Below are 26,978 nucleotides of genomic sequence, written 5' to 3' on the forward strand. Positions count from 1 at the left end.
GCCGTCGGGCGTTGCGGTCCCGGCCGGCTCGGGCGCTGAGCCGTGCGGGGCCCGAGCGGGTGGGCTGATGCGGGCCGCTTGGCGGTTCCTTGCGCAACCAAGCCAAATCGGAAGAACAGGCACGGCGCCGTCATGCCTCCGGGTTCCGCCACCAGCAGCGAGTCTTGCCATGACCGCTGCCCCGCGCGATCGTCTCGCCGACGCCACCACGCATTCTCCGCGGACAAGGGGTGGGGCCGGGTCATTGCCGGGTTGCGGGATCTGGCCCGGGCGGATGGCCCGAACAAGAGCAAGCGCGGCTGTCAAAGGGCAGGGGCATCGAGATCATCAAGCGCTGGTTCGCGGACGAGGATCATCAGGGCGAGACCGAGCTCGCCGTCATTGCCGCCAAGCTGAACGCGGGCTTCAAGAAGCTCGCAGCCGCGATGCGCAAGGGCGCAGTGATCCTGACGGACGTGCCGGAGGTGCGCGGCGACACCGCGAGCACCATCTGGCTGTCCGAGGCCGCGGCTGCACCGGGTTCCGCGGCGACCGACAGGATTCGGGTGGTCTATATCGAGAGCGCCTTTTGCGCCGACCAGAACGTCCTGTCAGGCAAGAAGAATTGGACGCGCATCCTGGTTCACGAGATGTCCCATGTCGAATTGGGCACAGACGATCATCGCTATGCCCACAACGCGCTGGGTATGAAGCCCGACAAGCACAACCTCAGCACCGCCACCTGTCTCGACAACGCCGAGAGCTGGGCGTTCTTTGCCGCCGACTGTGCGGGCAACCTTGATGATGGCATCCGTGGCACCGTCCTTAAGGCGATTTCTGTCAAAAAACATACCGCCTGGCTTGTCTTTTCGCCCGCCTTCTGCGTCGCGGCAGCGGGTGCATAGTTCCACTATGCACCCGCTGCCGCTCCTTGAAGGCAGACGAAAATCCTGCGCCATTCGGTACGTTTTTTTCCGGCAATCGCCTAAGTGATCCCCTGCGCCCGTTCGGCGCGGCCAGCCTCGGCGCAGTTCTCATGCTTTTCGCGCCGGCGTGCGAGGCCGACGGCCCGCCCCCGCCGGCTCCAGTTGCACAGGAGAGGCCCATGTCGGGTTTAATGGCGAGTCGCCCTCGGGCGCCCCAAGTACCTCCGGTAACCATCGGCGGCGTCCGCTACGAGCCGACGGCGCAGACCGCCACACCTGGCCCCGAGCACGCCCCTGGCGTGCTCGGGGCCTATGATGCGGCCTCGGGCGCCAGACTCTGGACCCTTGAGGTCTATGGCCAGCAGATCGATTCCCGGCTGGAGCGGGACGTGCAGGAGGATCATTTCCAGAGCCTGGAGGCGACCCCGGACGGCAAGCTGCTGATCGTCACAGAAACCGGCCGGCGCTACGAGGTCGACCCCACGACGCGAGGCGTTCGCGCCCTCCCCTAGGGCGCGCCGGCCGCGCCGCGCTGCTGCGGTCGCCACCGGCGGCCTGCCGCCGCGCGAGCGGAGTCCCCGCCGCGACTCGGCGCTCCAGCCGTTGCACGGTGAGATCTGACGCCGGTCGTCCTGATCTGACATGATGCGAACCATGAGCCGACCAAGGCCGCGGATGTCGATAAGGCGACCGAGCCTACAGACATGACCACGCCATCCGTCACCCCTGATCTGCCCGATCTTGCGGAATGCCGGGCTTCCTTGCCCATGCAGGCGGTCAGCGCTGGCGATTTCTGTCGGGGGATGCGCGAGCAGGATCGTTGTTGATGCTCATCGCCTGCGTCATCCTGCGTCTGGACGAGCGACTGGTCAAAGCCGGTCAGCAGTTGGGAATCGCAGCGGTTTGTCTGCGGTCGGAGACATCGACGGATAACGACGGCTAACGGATACGGATCAGACCTTGATGCGCGTCGCGGCCGGCCGAGCACTCCGGGGCCGGTGGTACGCCGCGAGGCGACGCCGTGGTTCGGGTTGGAAAAGCAGGCGCGGCGCCGTCATGCTCCCTGGCTCAGCCGCCACCAACGAGCCCTGCCATGAACGCTGCCCCGCGCAATCGCCTCGCCGACGCCACCAGCCCGTACCTTGAGCAGCACGCCGGCAACCCCGTCGACTGGTGGCCCTGGGGCGAGGCGGCGCTGACCCTTGCCCGGGATCAGGACAAGCCGATCCTGCTCTCCATCGGCTACTCCGCCTGCCACTGGTGCCACGTCATGGCGCACGAGTCCTTTGAGGACCCGGCGACGGCCGAGGTCATGAACCGGCTCTACGTCAACATCAAGGTGGACCGGGAGGAGCGCCCGGACTTAGATCGCATTTACCAGACCGCGCACCAGTTGCTGGCCCAACGGCCGGGCGGCTGGCCGCTGACGGTGTTCCTGACGCCGGACGACCTGCGCCCCTTCTTTGCCGGCACCTATTTTCCGAAGGCGCCGCGGCACGGGCTGCCGGCCTTCACCGAGCTGCTCGCGAGCATCGAGCAGGCCTACCGCGAGCAACGCGACGCCATCCGCACGCAGAACGACTCGCTGATGGCCGCGCTCGCGTCGCTGGAGCCCGAAGCCGCCGCCGAGGTGCCGGACACCGCGCCGCTGGACGGCGCGCGCCGGCAGCTCGCGGGCAGCTTCGACGCGGCGCGCGGCGGCTTCGGCGGTGCACCGAAGTTCCCGCATCCGACCAATCTGGAGCTGCTGTTCCGCCACTGGGCGGCGACCGCCGCCGATGGCGTGCCGGACCAGCAGGCGCTGCACATGGCCCGTTTCACGCTGGAGCGCATGATCCGCGGCGGCATGAACGACCAGCTCGCCGGCGGCTTCTGCCGCTACAGCGTCGACGACGACTGGATGATCCCGCACTTCGAGAAGATGCTCTACGACAACGGCCCACTGCTCGCGCTCTGCTGCGATGCCTGGGCCATCACCGGCGAACCGGTGTTCCGCGATGCCGCCGCCGCGACGGCCGACTGGGTCATCAACGAGATGCAAGGCCCGGACGGCGGCTATTACAGCAGCCTGGACGCCGACAGCGAGGGCGAGGAAGGGCGCTTCTACGTCTGGGACCGCGATGAGATCGCGGCCCTCTTGACGCCGGCGGAGCTGGCCTTCGTCACCCCTCTGTACGGGCTGGACCGGCCGCCCAACTTCGACGGCCGCTGGAATCTGCACCAGTACCAGACCCCCGAGGCCGTCGGCGCCGCCCAGGGGATGACGCCGGAGCAAGCCGCGGCGCTGCTCAGCTCGGCCAAGGCAAAGCTGCTCGCGGCCCGAGCATCGCGTGTCCGGCCCGGCCGGGACGAGAAGGTGCTCACGAGCTGGAACGCCCTCATGATCAAGGGCATGGCGCGCGCGGCGCGGACGCTGCAACGCCCCGACCTGCTCGACTCCGCCGAGCGGGCGCTCGGCTGCATCCGCAGCACGCTGTGGCGCGACGGCCGGCTGCTCGCGACCTGCAAGCACGGCCGCGCCCATCTCAGCGCCTATCTCGATGACTATGCGCTGCTGCTCGATGCGCTCCTGGAGCTGCTGCAGGTGCGCTGGCGCCGGGCGGACCTGGACTGGGCCATCGCGCTCGCCGACGTGCTGATGGAGCAGTTCTTCGATGCCGAGGCGGGCGGCTTCTTCTTCACCGCCGCGGATCACGAGGCGCTGATCACGCGCCCGAAGCCGCTCGGCGACGAGTCCATCCCGTCCGGCAACGGCGTCGCCGCGCATGCGCTGCAACGGCTCGGGCACCTGCTCGGCGAGCATCGCTGGCTGGACGCCGCCGCGGCGACGTTGCGCTTCGCGGCTGAGCCCATGCGCCGCGTGCCCTACGCGCATGCGACGCTGCTGGCGGCGCTGGATGAGCATCACACGCCGCCTGAGACCATCGTCATCCGCGCCGACCCGCTGTCGCTCTCTGACTGGCAGGCCGCGGCGCAGCAGGGCTACCGGCCGCGGCGGCTGGTGCTGCCGATCCCGGCCGACGTCGGCGACCTGCCCGGCAGCCTGGCCGCCATGGTGCCGCGGGCGGATGCCGGCGCGCTCGCCTATCGCTGCCGCGGCACCCACTGCGAGCCGCCGATCATGAACCTCAGCAGCTTGGCGGACTGAGCGCGGGGGCGGCTGAGCTGCCGCGCAAAAAAGAAGCCCCCGGGCATCCTGCCCGGGGGCCGACGTCGCCATTGGTTGAGTGGGTCCGAGGCCTGCACGTCCGTTCGCGTGAGTCCGTTCCGATGCGTTCCTTGCCGTTGCATCCATGCCGGCGACAGGGTTAGTTTCGCCCAGAATACGCCCTACGTTTGTGGCTTATTACCGCCGCGCGCTGTAGGAATCGGACTACACTGACGCTCGCGGCGCGCGGCCGCTGGGGCTGCCCCGACAGAGCCCGTGCCGCAGGACCGCCGTGCCGATGCGTCTTCCGATCTATCGCCGCGCATTTCTTGTCCACCACCTTTGCTCAGCGCATGCACGACTCCAACCGGCCCGACCCGCTGTTTCCGCCCATCTCGCCCTATGTCACGCACCGCCTGGATGTTGGCGATGGGCATCGCCTGTACATCGAGGAATGCGGCAACCCCGACGGCCTGCCGGCCGTGTTCCTGCACGGCGGTCCCGGCGCCGGCTGCGGGCCGACGCACCGGCGCTTCTTCGACCCCATGCGCTGGCGGCTGGTGTTGTTCGATCAGCGCGGCAGCGGGCGCTCGACCCCGCACGCGGGGCTCGACGCCAACACCACCTGGCACCTCGTCGCCGACCTGGAGCGCATCCGCGAGCACCTCGGCATCGAGCGCTGGCTCGTGTTCGGCGGCTCCTGGGGCTCGACGCTCGCACTCGCGTATGCCGAGACCCACCCGGAGCGGGTCAGCGCGCTGGTGCTGCGCGGCATCTTCCTGTGCCGTCCGTGGGAGATCCGCTGGTTCTACCAGCACGGCGCGCACCTGCTCTTTCCGGACTATTGGCAGGATTTCCTGGCGCCGATCCCGGCGGCCGAGCGCGATGATCTGGTGCAGGCCTATCACCGCCGCCTCACCGGCAGCGACGCGGCAGAGCTGCGCCGCGCGGCGCTGGCCTGGTCCATCTGGGAGGGGCGCTGCGCGACGCTGCTGCCGGACGCGGGCGTGCGCGGCGCCTTCTCGGACGATCACGTGGCGCTGAGCCTCGCGCGCATCGAATGCCACTACTTCGTCAATGACGCCTTTCTGGCGCCGGATCAGCTCATCCGCGACGCGCCCCGGCTCGCGGCCATCCCCGGCGTCATCGTGCACGGGCGCTACGACGCCATCTGCCCGCTCCAGTCCGCGTGGGAGCTGCATCAGGCCTGGCCGCAGGCGGACTTTCAGGTCATCGCCGACGCCGGCCACGCCGCCTTCGAGCCCGGCATCGCCGCCGCCTTGGTGGCCGCCACCAACGGCTTCGCGGACCGCCTCGCCGGCAGCCGATGATCGGCCTATTGCAGCGCGTGTCCGCGGCGCAGGTGGTCGTGGACGGCGCCGTCGTGGGCGCCATCGGCCGCGGCCTGTTGGTGCTGGTGGGGGTGCAGCAGGGCGACGACACCGCCCGCGCCGACCGGCTGCTGGAGCGCCTGCTGGGCTACCGCGTGTTTCCGGATGCCGCCGGCAAAATGAACCTGAGCCTCAAGGACATCGGCGGCGGGCTGCTCTTGGTGCCCCAGTTCACGCTCGCCGCCGACACCCGCAAGGGCACCCGCGCGAGCTTCACGTCCGCCGCCGCGCCGGCAGACGCCGAGCGCCTCTTCGGTCACCTCATCGCGCGCGCCCATGCCGCGCATCCCGACGTCGCCACCGGCCGCTTCGGCGCCGACATGCAGGTCAGCCTCACCAACGACGGACCGGTGACCTTCTGGCTGGAGACCTGAGAGCGGCCGGCGGCGCGGACAGGTCCGATGCCCTCAGCCCTGCGACGGTGCCTGGTCGCCTGCCAGGCGGTTTACCAGGCGGTTTACCAGGCGGGCGCGCAGCGCGATGAGCATGAGCACCAGCGGAAGCTCGACGAGGAAGAACAGCGTCGCGAACAGCACCAGCTTGACCTGGCCCAGGACCGCGGTCCCGATGATGGCGACCAGGGCCAGGTTGCGGATGCTGAGCTCGATCAGCAGGGTGAAGCGATCGCGGTCGGGGAGTCGCGCGAGGACCCCGATGAGCAGCCCGGCGGTCATGGCCAGTACGCAGAAGGGCAGTGCAACCGGGAGCGCGGCGCGCGTGGCGGCGGCCAGCCCGTCGCGCTGGTCGAACAGGATCATCGCCACCAGGGCTGCGATGCCGATGAGACTCAATGCCCGCAGCGATGCGCGGCTGGCGCTGATCCGAGCCGGCATCCGCGCCCGCAAGCCCATCCCCAGACCCAGCGGGAACAGCATCATCAGCACCAATTGGCCGGCCATGCTGCCGACCAAGGTCGGCACCTGGTGCGACTCGTGCAGAAACAGGGACAAGCCGGCCGCGACCAGGGCCGGCATGGTGACCGGGGCGAGTAGCGTGGAGAGGGTGGTGAGGGTGACCGATAGGGCCACATTGCCCTTGCCAAGGTAGCAGAAGAAATTGGACATGGCCCCGCCGGGGCTGGCCGCGAGCAGGATCAGTCCCGCCATCACCCAGGGCTCCGGCCGCTGCACCCAGATCAGCAGGGCGGCGCAGGCCGGGAGCACCAGGAGCTGGCCCAGGGTCGCCACCGCAACCGCCCGCGGATAGCGCAGAACGCCGCGGAAGTCCCCGGGCGTCAGCTCCAGGCCGACGACCAACATCAACAGCCAGACCAGCGCGGGGATGGCGAGGTCGCTGATCGGGTCCAGGCCGTTCATCCGAGCCGGCGTCCGGCATCGCTGCCGGCTGCCTCGCCGGTGGCGCCGGGCCGGGCGATGCCGAGCTTCTGCATGCGCGAGCGCAGGGTGTTGGGGTTGAGTCCAAGCTGCTCGGCGGCATTGCCCTTGCCGTTGATGCGCCAGCCGCAGCGCTCGCAGACGGCAAGGATGTGGTCGCGCTCCACCTGCTCCAGGGTTCGGTGGTCCGCCGCGCTGCGAGGATGTGGCGCAGCGGCGGCCGCGTTCGCGTTGGCGGGCAGCCCGGCCATGGTCAGGCTGGTGCCGGATGACAGGATCAGGGAGCGCTCGACGATGTTCTCCAGCTCGCGCACGTTGCCCGGCCAGTCGTAGGCCAGCAGCTCGGCCACCGCCCGGTCGGGGATATGGGTCACCTGCCGATCGAGCTTGTAGCGCAGCTTCTCCACGAAATAGGCCGTCAGCAGCGGGATGTCCTGCCGGCGCTCGCGCAGCGGCGGCAGGGTGATGGGGAACACCCCCAGGCGATAGAACAGATCGGCGCGAAACGTCCCCTCGCGCACCATGCGCGCGAGATCGCGGTTGGTCGAGGCGATGACGCGCACGTCGGCGCGGCGGCTGGCGGTTGCGCCGACCCGCTCGAACTCGCCGTTCTGCAGCACGCGCAGCAGCTTGGCCTGCAGGTCCAGCGGCAGCTCACCGACCTCATCGAGTACCAGGGTGCCGCCGTCCGCGACCTCGAAGCGGCCGATCTGACGGGCGATGGCCCCGGTGAAGGCGCCCTTCTCGTGGCCGAAGAGCTCGCTCTCGATGAGGGTCGGCGGCAAGGCTGCACAGTTGACCCGGATCAGCGGGCGCTCGGCGCGGCGGCTGCGCCGGTGGATTGCGGTGGCGATCATGTCCTTGCCGGTCCCGGTCTCGCCTAGGATCAGCACCGTGCTGCTGGTCGGCGCCACTTGGTCCACTTGATGCAGCACTTGCGTCAGAGACGGACTCTGGCCGACGAGGTCGTCAGGGCCACCGCAATGCAGCACCTCCTCCCGCCACACCGCATTCTCGGCCTCCACGCGCCGGCGCAGCGCCAGGTTCTCCGCCAGCGCGGACCTGAGCTCCAGCTCCTTGCTCCGCCGCAGCAGGGCGCTGGCGAAGACCCCCGCCAGCAGGCGCAGCCGCCGCACCTGATCGTCTGTCCAGTTGTGGGCGTGACGGATGGCGCCGAAGGACAACCAGCCAAGCGTCTGGCCGGCCGCGGCCACCGGGAGGATGGCCATGGATTTCAGCCCGAAGCTGCTGAGCGCCCGGGCGTCCGCGCTGGCCGCAAGCGGCAGGTCGGTGATCTGGCTGTAGATGGTCGGAACGCCCGCGCGCAGCAACGGGGCCAGGTAAGGAAAGCGGGACTCGGGTAGGGGCGAGGGGATGGGCTCGATGCCCGCCAGGGCCCAGGAGTGGGTCGTCATGAGCTGGCCGGGGAGCGCGTCGAAGCGGCCGAGTGTCCCCCGATCCACGCGGAGAAAGAGCACGATGCGCTGAAGGGCATCCACGATCAGGTCGTCCAACGCCGACGCGTCCACCGCGACGAAGGACGCCGTCAGGTCGGTCACGAGATCCTCGAAGCGGGTGCCGAGGCTGGGCTGCCGCGCCGTCGCTGCATCTTGCCGAGTGCTGGTCACGTCTACCGAAACCCCTGGCTGCGAAGTCTCTCGTGCGCATTGCTGCGCGCCCCTAAGTGGCCCGCGGCGTCGCCTGCGCGCGGCGGCACCAAGCGCGCTTTGCACCGCATGGCGCGCTGTCCGCTGGACGGCCGGTGGCGTGCAGCCGGCGTATGCGGCGGCGGGGCGGGCCGCTCACGATATTTCGTGAATTCCGAAATATCGGGGCTAAGGATAACTCTATTTCGTCATTTGCCGCGCTACTGCCGCCTACTGACGTGTCCGGTCTGAGCGGACAAGCTATCAGTTTTTCTTGTCAGAGCAGCCGCTTGCAGAGCAAGCGGTGGCTGATGAAAAAATTGGCCGGCTTCCTGCTCTATTGCTGAGTTATGACCTTCCGGATCACTCGGCTGTTGGACGGGCAGACAACGGTCGTCAAGATCGATGGGCGGCTTGAAGTCGAAGGCCTCCCTGAGCTCGTGGTCGCCTGCGGTGACCCTGCCTCGGCGCCCATTCTGGACCTTGCGGGCGTGCGGCAGGCGGACGCGGCGGCCGTGGAGCTCCTGCGCCGGCTTGCAGCGGCCGGGGCCCGGCTTGCCGGCTGTCCTCCCTACCTGGCGCTGCGGCTCGGGGTGCCTGCCGCACCGGATGGTCATGACGCGTGAGATCCGACGCGTGAGATCGGACGCGTGAGATTGGACGCGTGAGATTGGACGCGTGAGATTGGACGCGTGAGATTCAAGTAATCCGTGCGCCTGCGACGGCCGGCCACCCATCATTCATTTCGAGGAGAGACAATCCGATGCAGTTGATATCCATACGGAAAGCGCCCAATCGCCCCGGCGCCCGCCTGGGGGGTTGCCTGGCACTGTGCGCCGCCCTGGCGCTCACCGGCCCGGCGGTGGCTGCGGAGAAGCCCAACGTGCTCGTGGTCTGGGGTGACGATATCGGGCAGTCGAACATCAGCGCGTATACGAAGGGGCTGGTGGGCTACCAAACCACCAATATCGACCGCATCGCCGACGAGGGCGTCCTGTTCACGGACTACTACGCCGAGCAATCCTGCACGGCCGGTCGTGCCTCCTTCATGCTCGGCCAGAGCGTATTCCGCTCAGGGCTGTCCAAGGTGGGCCTGCCCGGGGCCAAGGAGGGTATCAGCACGCTGGACCCCACCATCGCCGTGGTGCTCAAGGATCAGGGTTATGCCACCGGCCAATTCGGCAAGAACCACTTCGGCGACCGCGACGAGCATCTGCCCACGAATCACGGTTTCGACGAGTTCTTCGGCAATCTCTATCACCTGAACGCCGAGGAGGAGCCGGAAAACGAGGACTACCCCGGCGATCTGGTGCTGGCCGACGGACAGACCTTCCGGCAGAAGTTCGGCCCGCGCGGCGTGATCCATTCCTGGGCCATGCCCGATGGCACGCAGAAGATCGAGGATACCGGCCCGCTCACCAAGAAGCGTATGGAGACGGTAGACGACGAAACCTCGGCGCGCGCCCTGGAGTTCATCGAGGAGCAGACCAAGGCCGGCAAGCCCTGGTTCGTTTGGTGGAACGGCACCCGCATGCACTTTCGCACCCATGTCAAGGATGAGCTGCGCGGCATCTCGGGTCAGGATGAATACGCCGACGGTATGGTCGAGCACGACCGGCACATCGGTCAGTTCCTGAAAAAGCTGGACGACCTCGGCATCGCCGATAACACCATCGTCTTCTATTCCACCGACAACGGCCCGCACAAGAACACCTGGCCCGACGCCGCCGTGAATCCCTTCCGCGGCGAGAAGAACACGAACTGGGAGGGCGGTTGGCGCGTACCGGCAATGGTGCGTTGGCCCGGCGTGATTCCGCCGGGCTCGGTCAGCAACGAGATCGTCCATCACATGGACTGGTTGCCGACGCTCGCTGCTGCCGCCGGCAAGACCGACATCAAAGAAGACCTGCTCGATGGCTATACCTCGGCCGCACTCGGCCGCGACTACCGGGTCCATCTGGACGGCTATGACATGTCGGCGCATCTGAGGGACGCGGAGAATACCCAGAGTCCTCGCAAGGAGATCTTCTATTTCTCCGACGATGGCGACCTGACCGCCCTGCGCTACGGCGACTGGAAGATCATCTTCATGGAGCAGCAAACGGCGGGCACCTTGCGCGTCTGGATGGACGAGTTCAGCCCGCTACGCGTGCCGCTGATCTTCAACCTGCGTCGCGATCCTTACGAGCAGGCGACCATCACCTCCAACAGCTACCACGAGTGGCAGATCGACCGGGCGTTCATGCTGGTCCCGGCCCAAGCCTACGTGGGCCAGTTCCTGGCGTCCTTCCAAGACTACCCGCCGCGCATGGAGGCGGCGAGCTTCAGCCTGGACAAGGTGATGGAGCAGATGATCAGCCCCGGGCCGCACTGACGGGGCCGGTGGCGGCGGACAAGGACGTCCGTCTGTCGTCTTGCACCCGAGGTTGGGCTCGCCGGGGAACCCCCGGTTGAGCCATTCATGCGTGACCGCTGGGTGATCACGCATGCAGCGCTCTAGCACGGCAATCCGCCGGCGGGCGGGCGCCGCATGGCGGAGCACCCAGCGGGGCGCACCCCCATTTGGGCAGCGGAGGAACACTACCGTGCTGCGACGTCGCCGCTTCAATCTGTCGCTGACCAACCTCATGATCGGCGCCCTCTGCGTCGCGCCGATCTGCGCCCCGGCCGCGGACGGGCAGCATGACTGGGAGTATCAGGCAACGCTGTATTTCTGGGCTGCCGGGATCAATGGCGAGACGGCGGGCGGCGCCGACGTCGATGTCGGCTTCGATTCGCTGATCAAAAACCTCAATTTGGCCTTCATGGGCGCCTTCGAGGCCCGGCAGGAGCAATGGTCCCTCGCGGCCGATCTCGTCTACCTCAACGTTGGGGCCGGCGGCCGCGGCACAGTGCCCGTGCGCGACACGGCCGGGGCACTGCAGGTCTCGGCGGACGTCAAAACGAAGGGTTGGGTGATCAACCTCGCCGGTGCCTACACCCTCATCGAGACCGAGCGGGCGAGTCTTGCGGTGCTGGTTGGGGCTCGCTATCTGGACCTGAGCTTGGACTTCGACTGGGGCCTGGCGGCTGGCGGCTATGGCGTGGCGCGAACGCTCTCGGCCTCGCAGAGCAGTTGGGACGGCGTGCTCGGCGTCAGCGGGCGTGTCGTGCTCGATGGTCGCTGGTATCTGCCCTATCACCTTGATGTCGGAGCCGGTGAGGCTGACTTCACCTGGCAGGCCGCCAGCGGCATCGGGTACGGCTTCGACTGGGGCGACGTGACCCTGCTGTACCGCCACCTCGCCTGGGAATTCGGCTCCGGCTCCGCGCTGGGCAACATCGATTTCAGCGGCCCGCTGCTGGCGGCAAGCTGGAGATTCTGAGCCGCGCGGTCGCGGCGCGTGACGTCGGTCCCGAGACCTTACAGCGAATCGATCCGCTTCAGTGCAGCGTCGAGCCGCCGGAGCGGCCGAGGACCTTGCCGCGCGGGATCGCGAGCAGGATCAGGAGCACCCCGGCGCCGATGCCGACGCCGTTGGCGAGCATCGAGCCGCCGCTGAGCAGGAAGGGTGCGCCGATGAGTGCGGCGCCGACGAGCAGGTTCGCAAAGCGCAGCCCCCGGGCCACCTCGGCCAGTGCGACCACCGACACACAGAGCGCCAGCGCGCCGAGCAGCCAGTCGCTGTCTGCCCGGGCGCCGGTGGTGTCGAGCCAGAGCCGCGTGGTCATGAGCCCGACGCCGATCAGCGCCGACAGCGCGAGCGACCAGGGCAGCGTGACGCCGCCGCCGAGCATGTCCCGAAGCACGGCCCCGGCCGGGCGCGCGAAGGCGCCGGCGGGCGCCATGCCGCGGCCATCGGCGGTGTCGCCGAACAGCAACACGCGCAACACCGGCTTGCCCTTGCGCCGGCGCGCGCCGAGGAACTGCAGCGTTGCCGCCAGCTCGTCGCAGGCGTACGGGATCTGGAGCAGCATCACCAGCGCCGCCGCGAGGCAGGGCGTGCACCAGGCGCCGGTCAGCACCGGCTGAGCGATGCTGAGCGCGATGCCGATGGGGCCGAGCAGCAGGATCAGCGCCGAGGACAGCACCACCACCCAGGGCAGCGTGCGCCAGCGGTTGCGCCCGCCGATGAGCCCCGTCAGCAGCACCAACAGAAACAAGAGCGCGGCGAGCCCCGCGCCCGGCGCCGGCCAGGCACCGGCGCTGTCGGCGCCGAAGAATGGGTCCCAGGTCGCGTCGCTGTGGCCGAGCTGCTGGGCCGCCAGCCAGCGTGTGACCAAGAGCCCGAGGAAGGCGAGGGCGCTGATCGGCAGGCGTTGCGTCCAGGCCGACGGGCTGTAGGCCCAGCCGGCGGGGATGTCCGGCCCGGTGAGCTTGGCCATGGGCGCGACGCCCGGCATCGGCGCGATGACCACCGCGCAGCAGAACACCAGCGCGCCCACCAGCGTGGCGTTGAGGTAGGCCGCGGCGTCCGGCGTCGAGAAGACAACGGGCGCGGCCATGAGCCAGAGCCCGACGCCGGCGGTGGGGAGCCGCGCCCAGCCGTGCCGCCAGGACAACGACAGCGCCGCAAACAGCAGCACGAGCGCCCCCGCCGCGAGGTCGCTCCAGGCCATGGCGCGCTGCGCATAGCCGAGCGTCGCCGGGCTGGCCAGCAGCCAGGCACCGAGGGCGATGTTCAGCAGCGGCGCCCAGCGCGTTGCGTCGTGCTCGTCGCGCTGCACGCGCTCGAAGGCGGCGTGGATCTCGGCCGGGTCTTCGTCTTGCTCTTCCGCCGTCGTGAGCCAGGGCGGCGGCGTCAGCTTGTTGCGCCGATACCAGCCTGCGGCGTCCGCCTGCAGGTGCTCGACCATCGTTGCCAGCACGTCGCGCAGGCGGTGCTTCGGGCTCCAGTCCAGGAGCCCACGGGCGCGGCCGATGTCGAGCTCGTAATGGTCCTCGGCCAGCGTGGTCATGTAAGGCCGGATGAAGGGCGCCTCGCCGCGGTGGACGCCATCCGGCACCAGCGGCTGTGCCTGCTGCTGCAGCCAGGCGCCGGCGGCGGCGATGGGCGGCGGCAGGCTGTGGGTGCGCCAGCCCTCGGCGCCGTGCAGCAGCTCCGCCAGGCGGTTCTGCAGGGCCTGGTAGCTCATCGCCTCGGGCTCGCCGGCCAGCATCGGCGTCAGGCCGTCGACGCGCTCGCGGCGCTCCACCAGCCGCACGCACAGCGCAATCAGGTCGTCGACATGAATGAACGCCTGCCCGCGGCGCGTGTTGCCGGCGTACAGGCTTGCCGTGATGCGCCGCTCGTACAGCCGCTGGATCTGGTGCGCGATGAAGGGCGAGCCGCAGTCGTCGGTGTAGACGCCGGCGACGCGCAGCAGCACCGTGGGCAGCGCGCCGCGCGCCTCGCCGATGACCTGCTCGGCGGCGAGCTTGGACGCGGGGTAGGCCCACTTGGGCGCGAGCGGCGCGTCCTCGGTGATGGGCAGGCCCGGCAGCGTCGGCGCGTGCACGAGCATGGTGCCGGCGTAGACGAAGAGCCCGACGTCGAAGTCCTCGCGCAGCGCCTGCAGCAGCCGGCGGGTGCCGTCCACGTTGAGCTGCTGATAGAGCGGATGGTCCGCGCCGGACAGGTCGTAATAAGCCGTCAGGTGGAAGACCACGGCGATGCTGCGGCCGTGCTCGCGGGCGAGGCCGGCGAGCGCCGCGGCCAGGCTCGCGTCGTCGGTGAGATCGGTCTCGATGCAGCGGTGCTCGGCGCCGTCGCAGTTGAGATCGAGCCCGACCACGTCGCAGTGCGGCGCGAGCGCCGCCGCGAGCCGGGTGCCGATGACGCCGCTGCTGCCGGTGATGAGGATCAGCGGGCGTTGGCTGGACCTGCCCCCGTGCGGGCCGCCGTCGGCCTGCGCTTGCGACCCGGGGGCGTCGAGCATCGGTCAGGGGGCCTCGATGGCGATGGGCATGTCCGCGAGCGGCACGCGGTGGCGCTCGCCGGGCCGCAGCGCGATGCGCTGCTCGCCGACGCGGATACCGATGGCAGCGCGATCCGCCGAGATGGCGCGGAGCTCCATGCGCGCCTGACTGATGTCGAGTGCCAGCGTCTGGCCGCGAAAGCGCAGCCGAATGCACAGCGCGGCAAGCTCGTCCGGAAGCTGCGGGTTGAGCCAGAGCCGCCCGTCGCGGATCTCGATGCCGGTGTAGCAGCGCTGCACCAGGTCCACGGTGCCGGCCATGGCGCCTAAGTGAATGCCCTCGGACGTGGTGCCGCCCTGGATGTCCGCGACATCGCTCGCGACGGCCTGCGTGAAGAGCTGCCAGGAACGACGCCGGTCGGAGCGCGCAAGCACCCAGGCATCGACGACGCGGCTCAGCGTCGAGCCGTGGCTGGTGCGGGCGCCGTAGTAGTCGATGTTGCGCGGGATCATGTCGGGGTCGAAGGCGTAGCCGAGCCGCTTGAACAGCGTTGCCAGGGCCTCCGCCGACAGTAGGAAGAAGAGCATCAGCACGTCCGCCTGCTTCGTGGCCTGGTAGTGGTTCACGGAGTCGCCCTCCGCTTCCAGGATGCGGTCCAGTCGCTGGATGTCGCCATAGTGCTCGCGGTAGCGCTCCCAGTCCAGTTCCTTCAAGCGCTCGAAGCCCTCGAACTGGCTGATGATGCCCTCGCCGTGGAAGCAGACCCGGAGCTTGCGGCTCACCGTGTCCCAGTGTTGCAGCTCGGCCGCGTCGATGCCGAGCTGCTCGACGAGCTCGTCCCAGCGCTCTCGCGGCAGGTGCGCCGGCAGCTCCAGCGCCCGGCATAGCACCCAGCAGGCCATCACCGTGGTGTAGGCGTGGTTGTCGAGGCCCAAGTCGCTTCGGTCCGGATAGCGGGTGTGGAACTCGTCCGGGCCGACGACGCCCTTGATCTCGTAGCGGTCCAGCACCTGGTTGCGGGTCGCCTTGCTGGCCCAGAAGCGGGCGATCTCGAGCAGCATCTCGGCGCCGAAGAAGGACAGAAACTCCCGGTCGCCGCTGGTCTGGTAATACTGCCAGATGTTGTAGGCGATGGCCGCGTTGACGTGGCGCTGCAGATGCGTCTCGTCCGGCACCCAGTTGCCGGAGCGCGGGTTCAGATGCAGCGCCTGACTCTCCTCGCGGCCGTTACTGCCGCTTTGCCACGGATACATGGCGCCGTGATAGCCGGCGGCCTTGGCGGCGGCCCGGGCGGCGTCGAGCCGGCGGTAGCGGTACATCAATAGGGAGCGGGTGATCTCGGGCAGCCTGAGATCGAGCGTGGGAAAGATGAACAGCTCGTCCCAGAAGATGTGCCCGCGGTAGGCCTCGCCGTGCAGGCCGCGCGCCGGCACGCCGACGTCGAGGTCCATCACCTGCGGCCCCGCCGTTACCAGCAGGTGAAACAGATGCAGGTGCAGGATGGCCGCGGTGCGCTCGCCGTCGTCCCGGGCCAGCGTGAGCCGGAGGTCGAAGCGCCGCCATAGCTGCGCCCACAGCAGCGCGCTGCCGGCGAGCAGCGCGTCGAAGCGCGGCAGAGCCGCGATGGCGTTGCGGGCCTCCTGCCCGCTCTCGCTGATGGCCGCGTCGCGCGAGGTGTAGAGCGCGACGATCTTCTCGATGACCACGGGCTGTCCGGCGTCCATCGGCACATCGAAGGCCTGGCCGATCCAGTCGGCGCGCTGGATCAGCCGCGGCTCCAGATCCAGCGGCACGTCGTCGTGGTAGAGCCGCGTGCAGGCGGCGAGCGCCACCTCCAGGCGCGACTGGCGCGTGCGCACCTTGAGCCAGATGCCGTCCTCGCCGACCGCGTCCGTGACGATGGGCTCCAGGTGGTTGCCTTCGAGCGCGCCGTAGCGCTCGACGCCGGCGTTCTGGACGCTGCCGTCGAGCGCGCTTTCCACCGTGATGCTGCCGGACCAGTCCAGGGGCGTGAGCTCCGTGGCGAGGGCCGCTAGGTGCTTCTGCCCCATGTGCACGAAGCGCCGCTGCCTGAGCGCCGTCGTGCGCCCGAGCGCGTCGCGAAAGCGCACCTCCCGCAGCAGCACGCCGCGGCGCATGTCCAGCGTCTGGCGCGCGCTCAGGATCTCCATGTCGTCCATCGAGAAGCGGCTGCCGTCGTCGAGCTGGAGGCCGAGCGGCAACCAGTTGGGCAGGTTGACCAGGTCCTCGTTCTCGACAACGCGCCCGTGCACGTCGCTCTCCGTCCGGTTATAGCCGCCGGCGACGTAGGTGCCGGGATAGTGGTGCGCCGACGCCGATGCCTCCGGCGCGGCGCCGCGGGTCGCGAAGTAGCCGTTGCCGAGGGTGCAGAGCGCCTCGCGCAGGCGCTCCTGCTCCGGCTGGTAGTCGTCGTACTGCCAGTGCCATGCGCTCATGCGGGGCTCCGTGGGTGCGTGAGGGGCCGCTCAGACCCCATTCAGACCTCATACAGGCCGACAATGCGGCTCTGCTCAATGATGTGCTCCGCATAGTCGCGCAGGAAGCTGTCGCGGTCGGGTGTGCCGCGCACCGGCTGGTCCAGCGCATAGAGCCAGAAGTAGTAGTGATGCGGCCCGTGTCCCGGCGGCGGCTGCGGGCCGCCCCAGCCGACGTCGTCGTAGTCGTTGGGGCCGGGGCGAAAGCGGTCCTCGCCGTTTTCGGGGATCTGCTGCGTATCCGGCGGGATGCCGTACAGCGTCCAGTGCGTGAAGCCGGACGGCGAGGGCGCGTCGGGGTCGTGGCAGATGATGGCCAGCTCGCGGGTGCCCTCGGGCACGCCGGTGATGATCAGCTCCGGCTGGTCGTCGGCACCGGTCTTGGTGTAGCGCTCCGGCATGCCGGTGCCGGTGGCAAAGGCGGAGGATGACAACTGCATGGTCATGGGCTCGCTCCTGAATATTGAAGGTTCAATTAGGGAAGCGCCGAAGCATTCGGCGTTCCTTGTCTCAAGCTCCCCCGTGTCATGCAAGGATCGGGGCGGGTCGGTGCGATGCCCCTCGCGTTGCGCGGCTTGTCTGGCGGCGGCGCCGCGCGCAGCATGACCGGCACGGGATCTGCCGCATGCCTGGCATCAACCCAAGCCGGAGAGCAGCCATGACCCCAATGCCGATTCGCCCGCCCACCGCCGCCCCCTGCATCCGCCGCGCAGGCGCCGTGGTCTTCGCCATGCTCCTGCTCACCGCCGCCACCGCGTCCGCGCAGGGCGGCCCGGAGCCGCCGGACGGGATGCTCGCGCCGATGGAGGCGCCGCGCCCCGTGAACCCGGACGGCACCGGCATCGAGGCGCTGCCGGGCTCCGACCTGTGGCTCAAGGCGCGGCTCATCGCGAGCCTGAGCAGCAACGCGGAGCTGGCCCCGTTCGAGATCGGCGTGTCGGTAGACGACGGCACCGCGATCCTGACCGGCAGCGTCGACACCGAGGCGCAGCGCGCGCTCGCCGCGCGAGTGGCGGGCGAGCTCACCGGCATCGCGCGGGTCGAGAATCGCATCCTCGTGGCCCCGGCCGGCAGCGCGGCGCCGCGCTCTGACCCGTTCTTTCGCGTCATCGAGCAGGCCGACATCGCCACCCGCGTCAAGCTCCAGCTCCTCTGGCGCAGGCCCGGCGACGGCGTGCTGCTGCATGTCTCCGCCCGCGACGACACGCTGGTGCTGACCGGCGAGGTGGCGAGCAGCGCCGCCCGTGCCCGCGCCGAGCGGATTGCGCGGCGCACCGCCGGCGTCGCCGCGGTCGACAACGAGCTGCGCGTCAACGCACCGGCCGTGCGCGCGGAGGAGGCGGCCATGGCGAAGTCGGCCCAGCCTAAGTCCGACGCCTGGATCGAGACCCGGGTGTTGGCGGCGCTGCGCTTCGACGGCACCCTTGATGCCGAGCGCGTTGCCGTCAGCGCCGAGCAAGGCGTCGTGACCCTGACCGGCGCGATGCCCACGGCGGCGCAGAAGGCGGACGCTGCCCTGATTGCCGGCGAGGTGGACGGCGTGCAGGCCGTCGCGAACGAGCTTGGCGTTGACGGGGCTGTTTAAAACAGAAGGGCCGAGGGCCGAGGGCCGAGGATGTCTTCCTTGGCCCTTGGCCCTTGGCCCTTGGTCCTTGGTCCTTGACCTTATGCGAGCGGTTGTTGTGCCCCAATGGCGGGTCATCTGCCCCGGCCGGCCGCAGTCCGATGCTCAGCCCCCGGCGCGCTCGATCTCGGTCAGGTGCGCAAGCAGCGCCCGCACGGCGTCGGCATCGCGCAGCCGGTAGGCCGCCGTGCTCGGGCGCGGTGCCGCGGATACCAGGATGCCGATGCCGCCGCGCTCGGCCAGCGCGCGGAAGGCGTCCTCGTCCGTGTCGTCGTCGCCGATGTAGATGGGGAGCACGTCCGGGCCGTCCAGGTCCAACTGGGCCAGCAGCCAGGTCACGGCGCGGCCCTTGTCCCAGTCGATGTCGGGCCGGAGCTCGTAGATCTGCTTGCCGCCGGTGCGCTTGAGCGTCGGCAGTGCCTGGGCCGTCGCCGCCACGGCCTGCTCCACCTGCGGCATGTGCTCGGCGGCGACGCGGCGGTAGTGCACGGCGATGGCAAAGCGCTTGCGCTCGACCTGGGCGCCGTCGATGGCGGCGAGGCGCTGGTGCAGCCGCTCGGCGGCGTCGGCGAGGTCCTCCAGGGCATCGACGCCCTCCGGCTGCTCCAGGCGCAAGTCCGGCCCGCGGATGTCGAAGCCGTGGCTGCCGGCGTAGATCAGCTCGTCGAGGTCCACCAGCGCGGCGACGTCGTCCAGATCGCGGCCGCTGACGATGGCCACCGGCATCACGGCCGCCGCCGCGCGCAGCGCGGCGCGCATGGCGGGGTCGATGTGGGCGTCCTCCGGGCGGTCCACGATGGGCGTCAGCGTGCCGTCGTAGTCCAGGAACAGCGCCGGGCGGCGCTCGGCGAGCCGGCGCGAGATCAGCGCCGGCTCGGTCAGGAGCTGCGGGCCGACGACGCTCGGTACCTCGGTGGCGGCATCGATGCGCACGCCGCAGAGGTCGTGCAGCACCCGATGGGCGCCGGCCTCGCGCAGCGCCTCCGTCTGGCCATCGCGGGAGACGCCGATGACGAGGGCGAAGTCGCCGCGCCGCGCCGCGCGCACGCCGGCGACGGCGTCCTCGAGCACCGCCGTGCGCGCCGGCTCGGCACCGAGCCGGGCGGCGGCCTCGATGAAGGTGTCCGGGTCGGGCTTGCCCGCGAGTCCGAGCGCGTCGGCCACGACGCCGTCCACCCGTGCGTCGAACAGCTCCGCGATGCCGGCCTTGTGCAGGATGGTGTCGCAATTCTTGCTCGCCGTGACCACGCCGACGCGGAAGCCCGCGGCCCGCAGCCGCTGCAGCAGTGCCACCGCGCAGCCATACAGCTCCACGCCCTGCTCGCGCAGGGCGGCGTGGAACAGCGCGTTCTTGCGGTTGCCGAGGCCCCACAGCGTCTCGCGCTCGGGCGGGTCGTCCGGCGCGCCGGTGGGTAAGTTCACGCCGCGGGCGGCGAGGAAGTGCTTGACGCCTTTGATACGCGGCTTGCCGTCGACATAGCGCCGATAGTCGCGCTCGACATCGAAGGGGCTGTGGTCCTCGCCGCCGCGGGCCGGGCGCTCGCGCAGGTAGGCATCGAACAGCTTCTTCCACGCCGCGGCGTGTACCTTCGCGGTGCGCGTCACGACGCCGTCGAGGTCGAACAGCACCGCGTCGAGCTCGCTGCGGGAGAGGGTCGTGCTGGGCTCGGAGTCGGGCATGGGGGTCTCGGGATGGGTTGCGGGCGGCACGAACGCGTGCCGGCGGCCGCGGTGCCTGGGCTTGCAGCGGGGGACGCAGGGAGACAAGCAAAAAAGGTGCCTCGGCGGGGGCGGCCAAGGGCCGAGGGCCGAGGGCCAAGGGAGCCCTCCTTGGCCTTTGGTCCTTGGTTCAGCTTGCAGATGCGTCGAGTTTCGAACGGGGCGACCTCTGAGACGTCAACATAATCGTGGTCGTCATCGAAGGTTCGCGGTGTTGACGGGCGTTGACTGGAGTGTTGACCACCAGGTCAACACGGCCACCGAGCGGGATGCACTGGTGTCGCGACTGCGGGGGGCGACCTGGAGGTCGGCTCTCCAGCCGGGCCCGGCCCGGCTCCCGCTCCGGCTCGGCTACGGGAGGGGAAGTGCTGTGCTACCGAGTCTCCGCGGTTCCCGCGCCTCGCTGCCCCGCGATGCAGCGGTCGGGATCGGTTGGCGCTCGGTTCGATTTCGATAGCGATTTCGATAGCGCGCCGGAGGTCAGCGCGCGCCGGACACCTGCGGTCGAGCACCGCGGCCTGGCGTCAGTCCAGCCCGCGGGCGCCCTTGAGCTTGGCCTTCTTTAGGGTCGCGCCCTTGAGCTTGGCCTTGCGCAGGTCGGCATCGCTGAGATCCGCGCCGGTGAGGTCGGTGCCGCGCAGGTCCGCCTGGCGCAGGCGCGCGTCGTGCAGGTCGGCGCCCGTCAGGTCCGCGTCACGCAGGTTGGCGCCGTTGAGGTGCGCATGGCGCAGGTCGGCGTCGCGGAGCTTGAGGCCGCTCAGGTTCTTGTCGTCGAGGTCGACGCTGCTCTTGCCCTTCTCGCGCCGCTCCTTGACCCATTGGTTGAAGCTCTCGACGTCGCCGTCTTTGAGCAGCTCTACGGCCTTTTTCGTCGCCACGCTCGGATCTCCGCCGGGGAATGCCCAAAGCCTAGCAGATGCGCCGGCGGCGGTGCGGTGGCCAAGGTCTGCAATGGCCTCTATGCTTTGGCGCATGCCTTCCGCCGCCGCCTTGCCATTTGCGCCATGCATCCGGTCCTGATCGTCGTGCCCGTGCTTGGTGCCGTGCTCGGTCCGCGGCTCTGGGCTCGGGCGCAGCTCAATTTCCACGATGGCGAGGACAGCACCTTCCTGCCGGCCGGCGAGCTTGCACGGCGGCTGCTGGACCGCCACGGGCTCGGCCAGGTGCGGGTGGAGGTCACGGACTTGGGCGATCACTACGACCCGCTCGCCCGCGCCGTGCGTCTCAACCGGGCGCGCTTCGAGCGCCGCAGCCTCACCGCCGCCACCACGGCCGCGCACGAGGTCGGCCATGCGCTGCAGGACGCGTCCGGGCACTGGGCCTTCCGGCTGCATCGGGTGCTGGTGCGCGTCGCCCGGGTCACCACCGGCGTCGGCTCCGCACTGCTGCTGGCCGTGCCGGTGGCGGCGGTGGCCGCGCAGACGCCGGCACCGGCGCGTGGGCTGGGCGTTGCCGCCGTGGCGATGCTCGGCACCGGCTTTGCCGCGCAGCTCGCGGCACTGCCGTCCGAGCTGGATGCGAGCTTCGCGCGCGCGCTGCCGTTGCTGCGCGATTGCTGTCTGTCCGAGGCGCAGGCGCAGGACGCCCGCCGCATCCTGTTCGCCTGCTCGCTGACCTATGTCGCCTCCGCGGCGGTGCCGGCGCTGGCGCTGTTCCCGTGGCTTGCCCCATGGCCGGGCGCGAGGGTCGGCGCAGCGGCGGCGCTGGGGCTCATGGCGTCGGGCTCCGGCTTCGCGCCGGTGGTCCCAGCAGCGCGGGAGCGCGCCGTGCGGCGGGTCTCCGGCGGCCCGGACCTGCGGCGCTCGTCCGGGCTTGCGCCGCGCGACCCGCCGTTGCCGGGAGTGTTTGCGCCGATCTGGGTTGCTGCGCCACGCGCAGCGGCGGGGCAGCGGCGTGAGGCCGAGACGTTGTTGCACTGCAGGCGCGCGGCTGTCGCCCGCGGCGTGCCGGAGCTCGCGCCGCCGATGCGCGCGCTGCGCCGCCTCGCCCGGCCGCTGCTGCGCGGCTGGCTGCGGGTCACGGGGGACTATTGACCGCGCCGGCATACTCGGGTCAGATGACCCGATCGGCGTAACAGTTCTGTAACACTTGGCTCCGTCGGCGCTCGCGTGCCGGGCGCCGCCGACCGCCATGCGACCAGAGGGCGCCTGCCGGGTTCTCCCAGCACGCCACGCACCACCAAGAGGAGCCCATGACCGACGACACCGCTATCCCGCCTGCCGCCACCGAGCGCGTCATGCCCGTGCACCGATGCCGCGGTCGCGTGCGGCTGCAGGTGCACGGGCTCTACCGCAAGCCGGCGCTGCGCCGGCGGTTGGAGACGGCACTCGCGGACGTGTCCGGTGTCGAGCGGGCGGCGGCCAACCTCGCCACCGGCAGGCTGCTGGTGCTGTTCGCGGCACCGATGACGCTGCCGCGGCTGGTGGCGCAGGTGGACGCGCTGCTCGGCGAGCGGTGCATGCCCCGCCCGGCGGCGCGTCTGCGCCGCTATCCGGCGAGCAGGGCGCTGGCTTCGTTCGCGGCGCTGCTGCGCGGTCTCGGGCGCTTTGTCGTGGCCGAGCCGAGCTTCGGCGCCCTGGCCGGCACGGCGTCGGCCGCGCACCCGCGACGGCTCGAACCGCAGCCGCTCCAGGCCTGGTTTGCGATGCAGCTCGCGGCGGTGGAGTCCGCGCTGTCGGCGAGCCCCGAGACGGGCCTCGCCGCGGACGCCGCGGCGGAGCGGCTCCGCCGCTACGGCGAGAACGCGCTGGCGGCGGCCGAGACGCGCTCCGACATCGCCATCTTCGTCGGTCAGTTCAACAGCCTGCCGGTGGGGCTGTTGGCCGTCTCCGCCGGCGTGGCCGTCGCCACCGGCGGGGTGCTCGACGCGGCGGTGATCCTGGGTGTGATCATCATCAACGGCGTCATCGGCTTTGTCACCGAGCGCCAGGCGGAGCGGACTATCACCTCGCTCACGCAGACCGGCGCGCGCACCGTGAAGGCGCTGCGGGGCGGCGAGGCCGTGACCGTGCCGGTGGAGCAGATCGTCCCCGGCGACGTGCTGCTGCTCGCCCCGGGTGACTACGTGGCGGCGGATCTGCGGCTGTTGCGCGCGCACCGACTGAGCGTGGATGAGTCGGCGCTCACGGGTGAGAGCCTGCCGGTGAGCAAGGATCCTGAATTCATCGCCAAAGAGGACACGGCGCTCGGCGACCGCCTGAACATGGCCTACATGGGCACCCACGTCACCGGCGGGAACGGCCGCGGACTGGTGGTGGCCACCGCGGCGGCGACGGAGCTCGGCCAGATCCAGACCATGGTGGGCGAGGCCGAGGCGCCCGAGACGCCGATGCAGAAGCAGCTCGGGCGCATGGGGACGCAGCTCGCGCTCCTGTCCGGCGGCGTCTGCGCCGGTGTCTTCGGCATCGGCGTGCTGCGCGGCTTTGCTTGGCTTGAGATGCTGAAAGTCTCGGTGTCCCTCGCCGTCGCGGCGGTGCCCGAAGGCCTGCCGGCGGTGGCGACGACGACGCTCGCTATGGGCATCAACGAGATGCGCCGGCGCAACGTCGCGGTCCGCCACCTGGATGCCGTCGAGACCCTGGGCTCCGTGCAGGTGTTCTGCATGGACAAGACCGGCACGCTGACCATGAACCGCATGGCCGTCGTCGCGCTGCACGGCGCGGGCGAATCCATCAAGGTCAGCGATCACCAGCTCTTCGACGAGCACGGCCATACCGTGGACGCGCTGGAGCGCCCGGAGCTGATTCGGCTCATGCAGATCGTCGCGCTGTGCAGTGAGACCGAGGTCAAGGGCGCCCCCGGCAAGTGGCAGTTCGAGGGCTCGCCAACCGAGAACGCGCTGGTGGAGCTGGCACTGGACACGGGTATCGACGTGGCCGCGCTGCGCGCCGAGCGCCCGCGGCTCAAGACCCGCTACCGCGCCGAGGGGCGGCCCTTCATGAGCACCCTGCACCCGTACAAGGCGGGCAAGCATCTGCTCGCCGTCAAGGGCAGCCCCGAGGAGGTGCTTGGACTCTGCACGACCCTGCTCCGCGGCGGTCGCAAGGTGCGGCTCACCAAGATCACACGCGCCAAGATCATCAACGAGAACCAGCGCATGGCGGGGCAGGCGCTGCGCGTGCTCGGCGCCGCCTACCGCGAGCTCGACGACGGCGTCATGCCCGAGAAGACCGAAGGGCTGTGCTGGCTTGGCCTCGCCGGCATGGCGGACCCGATGCGCCCCGGCATGGACCGGCTCATCGCCGAGTATCACCGCGCCGGCATCGAGACCATCATGATCACCGGCGATCAGAGCGCGACGGCCTATGCCATCGGCAAGGAGCTCGGCCTATCCGGCGAGCGGCCCCTGCAGGTGCTGGAATCGAACAAGCTGGAGGACATGGACCCGGATCTGCTGGCCGGGCTGGTGCGCAACGTGCACGTGTTCGCGCGGGTGAGCCCGGCGCACAAGCTCAAGATCGTGCGCGCGCTGCAGGAGGCGGGCATGGTGGTTGCCATGACCGGCGACGGCATCAACGACGGGCCGGCACTGAAGGCCGCGGACATCGGCGTGGCCATGGGCGAGAGCGGCACCAACGTGGCGCGGGAGGTCTCGGACGTCGTGCTGGAGGACGACAACCTGCACACCATGACCATCGCCGTGGCGCAGGGGCGGACCATCTACAACAACATCCGCAAGATGATTCACTTCATGGTCTCCACCAACCTCACCGAGATCGAGGTGATGCTGGTCGGCGTCATCCTCGGCTGGGGCGAGACCATGAACCCGATGCAGCTCCTCTGGATCAACCTGGTGACGGACATCTTCCCGGGGCTCGCGCTGTCCATGGAGCCCGCGGAGCCGGACATCATGACCCGCCCGCCGCGGGACCCCGAGGAGGCGATGATCACCCGCGAAGACCTCAAGCGCATGACCTTCGAGTCCGGCATCATCGGTATCGGCACGCTTGGCGCATTCGTCTACGGTATGCGCAAGTACGGCCTCGGACCGGCCCCGGCCACGCTCGCATTCAATACGCTGGTAATGAATGAGCTAGCCCATGCGCTCAGCTCGCGCTCGCGTTACCGCAACGTCTTCGGCGGCGAGAAGCTTGCACCCAACAAGCACCTGACCCGCGCCGTGCTCGGCATGGCGGCGTTGCAGGTGGTGGTGAGCCTGGTGCCCGGGGCGCGCCGGCTGCTCGGCACCGTACCGCTCGGCTGGATGGACCTCGCGGCCATCGGCGCCGGCGTGCTGCTGCCGCTGATCGTCAATGAGGCGACGAAGCCTGCTTATCGCGGGCCGGAAGGAAAGTTTGAAGTTTGAAGGGTGAAGGGTGAAGGTTGAAGTTTGAAGTTTGAAGTTTGAAGGGCGGGCGCTACTCGATAAGTTGATTAGTGACGGTTCATCGGTACTCTGGCAGGAGTGAATCAGTGCAGCACAACCCGACGGCAAGGGCATCGAAATCGCTATCGGGATCGCTATCGGGATCGCTATCGGGATCGCTATCGGGATCGCTATCGGGATAGACAGGACACGACACTGGGTCCGGCCATGAGATGCGCGATTTCGATTTCGATCCCGATCCCGATCCCGATCCCGATTTCGATTTCGATGGCAAGGAGCCCTAACCACCTCAGTCACGAACAGTCGGGAGCCCGCGAATGAGCGACGACTTCATCTTTACGTCCGAATCCGTGACCACCGGCCATCCGGACAAGCTCTGCGATCAGGTGAGCGACGCCATTGTCGATCACTTTCTGAGCCAGGACCCGAACGCCGGCATCGTCGCCGAATGTGCCGTGGCGAGCGGCGTGCTGTTCATCTCGGCGCACTACGCCTCCAGGGCCGGGCTCGCGATCCCGGACGTGGCGCGGGCGGTGGTCCGGGGGGTCGGCTATCCGCGGCAGGTGTTCGACGCGGACGCCTGCACCATCATGACCAGCTTCATGGATCATACCGAGCGGGACTACCGGGAGCTGGACCTGGATGCGCTGGACGACGACGGCATCGCCGGCATCACCGCGAAGGACCAGGTGACGGTGTTCGGCTACGCCTGCGATCAGACCGACGCGCTGATGCCGCTGCCCATCAGCATCGCCCACGCGCTGGTGCGCAAGCTCGACGAGCCGGGGCTCGATCGGGAGCTGCCCTACCTGCTGCCGGACGCCAAGGTCCAGGTCGGCGTCGAGTATCGCGAGAACCGGCCCGTTCGCATCCACAGCGTCGCCGTCGAGACGAGCCAGCGCGAGGGCAGCGCCCCGGCCCCGGACCGGCTGCGAGCCGACCTGATCCATGGGGTGATTACGCCCGTACTCGCCGAGCAGAGCGTCGCCCCGGATGGCCACACCCACTACTTCATCAATCCGGAGGGGCCGGTCATCGGCGGCGGCCCCGCCGTGCACTCCGGGCTCACCGGCCGCAAGACCGGCATCGATACCTACGGCGAATACGCCCGCCACAGCGGTGCCGCGCTGAGCGGCAAGGACCCGATGCGCATCGATCGGGTCGGCGCCTATGCGGCCCGCTACGCGGCCAAGAACGTCGTCGCCGCCGGACTGGCGCGCGAATGCGAGGTGCAGCTCAGCTACAGCATCGGCGCGGCGGGACCCGTCAGCCTGCGCGTGCGCACGCTCGGCACCGGCAGCATCGACGACGCCGACATCGCCCGGCGCCTGCGCGAGACCTTCGACTTTCGCATCGGCGCCATCGTCCGCGATCTGCGCCTACGGGAGCTGCCGGGCGAGCATCCCGAGGGCTTCTACCGGCGCCTCGCCGTCTACGGCCAGATGGGGCGAACCGATTTCGACGTGCCCTGGGAGCGTACGGACCGCGCCGGACGCCTCGGCTAGAGCGCGC

General features: G+C 69.7%; 20 protein-coding genes. 13 read left to right on the forward strand and 7 right to left on the reverse strand.

What is annotated here, in order from left to right; genetic code table 11:
* The first annotated feature begins 230 nt into the window (after positions 1-230).
* The 6 genes from ML01_RS15380 (at position 231) to dtd (ending at position 5,818) form a co-directional block, all read left to right on the forward strand.
* Positions 231-884, forward strand: a complete 654-nt coding sequence (locus ML01_RS15380) for a M35 family metallo-endopeptidase (protein ID WP_058556286.1) — start codon at positions 231-233, stop codon at positions 882-884.
* Positions 885-1,096: 212 nt separating this feature from the next.
* The gene (locus ML01_RS15385) at positions 1,097-1,417 is read left to right on the forward strand and encodes a hypothetical protein (protein WP_216819199.1); all 321 of its coding nucleotides are present in this window, start codon (positions 1,097-1,099) and stop codon (positions 1,415-1,417) included.
* A 236-nt stretch (positions 1,418-1,653) separates the two neighbouring features.
* Positions 1,654-1,848, forward strand: a complete 195-nt coding sequence (locus ML01_RS28840) for a hypothetical protein (protein ID WP_156427749.1) — start codon at positions 1,654-1,656, stop codon at positions 1,846-1,848.
* Positions 1,849-1,998: 150 nt separating this feature from the next.
* Entirely contained in the window at positions 1,999-4,053 is a 2,055-nt protein-coding gene (locus ML01_RS15390) for a thioredoxin domain-containing protein (protein WP_058556288.1), read from the forward strand.
* 353 nt (positions 4,054-4,406) lie between these two features.
* Positions 4,407-5,384, forward strand: a complete 978-nt coding sequence (gene pip, locus ML01_RS15395; RefSeq protein ID WP_058556289.1) for a prolyl aminopeptidase — start codon at positions 4,407-4,409, stop codon at positions 5,382-5,384.
* A complete protein-coding gene (gene dtd / locus ML01_RS15400; RefSeq protein WP_058556290.1) occupies positions 5,381-5,818 on the forward strand; it encodes a D-aminoacyl-tRNA deacylase in 438 nt (145 codons plus the stop codon). Before pip ends, dtd begins: the two co-directional genes overlap by 4 nt.
* Before the next feature lie 33 nt (positions 5,819-5,851).
* Here the strand turns inward: dtd and ML01_RS15405 are convergent, their stop codons facing one another.
* Together ML01_RS15405 and ML01_RS15410 are read right to left on the reverse strand one after the other, a co-directional pair.
* A complete protein-coding gene (locus tag ML01_RS15405; protein WP_058556291.1) occupies positions 5,852-6,760 on the reverse strand; it encodes a bile acid:sodium symporter family protein in 909 nt (302 codons plus the stop codon).
* Positions 6,757-8,406 carry a sigma 54-interacting transcriptional regulator gene (locus ML01_RS15410; RefSeq protein WP_058556292.1) on the reverse strand — a complete coding sequence of 550 codons (1,650 nt, stop codon included), beginning with the start codon at positions 8,404-8,406 and terminating at the stop codon, positions 6,757-6,759. The genes ML01_RS15405 and ML01_RS15410 overlap by 4 nt, the downstream gene beginning before the upstream one ends.
* Positions 8,407-8,798: 392 nt before the next feature.
* Between ML01_RS15410 and ML01_RS15415 the strand changes: the two genes are divergently transcribed.
* The 3 genes from ML01_RS15415 to ML01_RS15425 all read left to right on the forward strand — a co-directional run bounded on the left by ML01_RS15415 (position 8,799) and on the right by ML01_RS15425 (position 11,789).
* Positions 8,799-9,050 carry a hypothetical protein gene (locus ML01_RS15415; RefSeq protein ID WP_156427750.1) on the forward strand — a complete coding sequence of 84 codons (252 nt, stop codon included), beginning with the start codon at positions 8,799-8,801 and terminating at the stop codon, positions 9,048-9,050.
* Positions 9,051-9,187: 137 nt separating this feature from the next.
* Complete coding sequence (locus ML01_RS15420; protein WP_082674327.1) at positions 9,188-10,798, forward strand: arylsulfatase; 1,611 nt, start codon at positions 9,188-9,190, stop codon at positions 10,796-10,798.
* Positions 10,799-11,009: 211 nt separating this feature from the next.
* Positions 11,010-11,789: a hypothetical protein gene (locus ML01_RS15425; protein ID WP_058556294.1), complete on the forward strand. Its 780-nt coding sequence runs from the start codon at positions 11,010-11,012 to the stop codon at positions 11,787-11,789.
* Between the two features lie 58 nt (positions 11,790-11,847).
* On the opposite strand, the gene ML01_RS15430 is transcribed toward ML01_RS15425, so the two are convergent.
* Genes ML01_RS15430 through ML01_RS15440 form a run of 3 tightly spaced genes read right to left on the reverse strand, consistent with a single transcriptional unit; the run spans position 11,848 to position 17,243 of the window.
* Positions 11,848-14,322: an NAD-dependent epimerase/dehydratase family protein gene (locus ML01_RS15430; RefSeq protein ID WP_058556295.1), complete on the reverse strand. Its 2,475-nt coding sequence runs from the start codon at positions 14,320-14,322 to the stop codon at positions 11,848-11,850.
* 3 nt (positions 14,323-14,325) lie between these two features.
* A complete protein-coding gene (locus ML01_RS15435) occupies positions 14,326-16,758 on the reverse strand; it encodes a glycoside hydrolase family 65 protein (protein ID WP_058556296.1) in 2,433 nt (810 codons plus the stop codon).
* Between the two features lie 41 nt (positions 16,759-16,799).
* Positions 16,800-17,243 carry a YbhB/YbcL family Raf kinase inhibitor-like protein gene (locus ML01_RS15440; protein WP_058556297.1) on the reverse strand — a complete coding sequence of 148 codons (444 nt, stop codon included), beginning with the start codon at positions 17,241-17,243 and terminating at the stop codon, positions 16,800-16,802.
* Between the two features lie 212 nt (positions 17,244-17,455).
* On the opposite strand from ML01_RS15440, the gene ML01_RS15445 reads away from it, so the two are divergent.
* Complete coding sequence (locus ML01_RS15445; RefSeq protein WP_162268031.1) at positions 17,456-18,382, forward strand: BON domain-containing protein; 927 nt, start codon at positions 17,456-17,458, stop codon at positions 18,380-18,382.
* A gap of 144 nt (positions 18,383-18,526) precedes the next feature.
* Here ML01_RS15445 and otsB read toward each other — a convergent pair whose 3' ends face one another.
* Complete coding sequence (otsB, locus tag ML01_RS15450) at positions 18,527-20,101, reverse strand: trehalose-phosphatase (RefSeq protein WP_058556299.1); 1,575 nt, start codon at positions 20,099-20,101, stop codon at positions 18,527-18,529.
* 563 nt (positions 20,102-20,664) lie between these two features.
* On the reverse strand, positions 20,665-21,018 hold the full coding sequence (locus tag ML01_RS15455; RefSeq protein WP_058556300.1) for a pentapeptide repeat-containing protein: 354 nt from the start codon (positions 21,016-21,018) through the stop codon (positions 20,665-20,667).
* A 126-nt stretch (positions 21,019-21,144) separates the two neighbouring features.
* On the opposite strand from ML01_RS15455, the gene ML01_RS15460 reads away from it, so the two are divergent.
* The 3 genes from ML01_RS15460 to metK all read left to right on the forward strand — a co-directional run bounded on the left by ML01_RS15460 (position 21,145) and on the right by metK (position 26,971).
* Positions 21,145-22,173: a zinc metallopeptidase gene (locus ML01_RS15460; RefSeq protein WP_162268032.1), complete on the forward strand. Its 1,029-nt coding sequence runs from the start codon at positions 21,145-21,147 to the stop codon at positions 22,171-22,173.
* 158 nt (positions 22,174-22,331) lie between these two features.
* Positions 22,332-25,445, forward strand: coding sequence for an HAD-IC family P-type ATPase (locus tag ML01_RS15465; protein WP_082674331.1), 3,114 nt, complete (start codon positions 22,332-22,334; stop codon positions 25,443-25,445).
* Positions 25,446-25,783: 338 nt separating this feature from the next.
* Entirely contained in the window at positions 25,784-26,971 is a 1,188-nt protein-coding gene (gene metK, locus ML01_RS15470; RefSeq protein WP_058556302.1) for a methionine adenosyltransferase, read from the forward strand.
* Positions 26,972-26,978 lie beyond the last annotated feature (7 nt).

This window comes from Thiohalocapsa sp. ML1 (assembly GCF_001469165.1).
In the GTDB taxonomy this organism is placed as follows: domain Bacteria; phylum Pseudomonadota; class Gammaproteobacteria; order Chromatiales; family Chromatiaceae; genus Thiohalocapsa.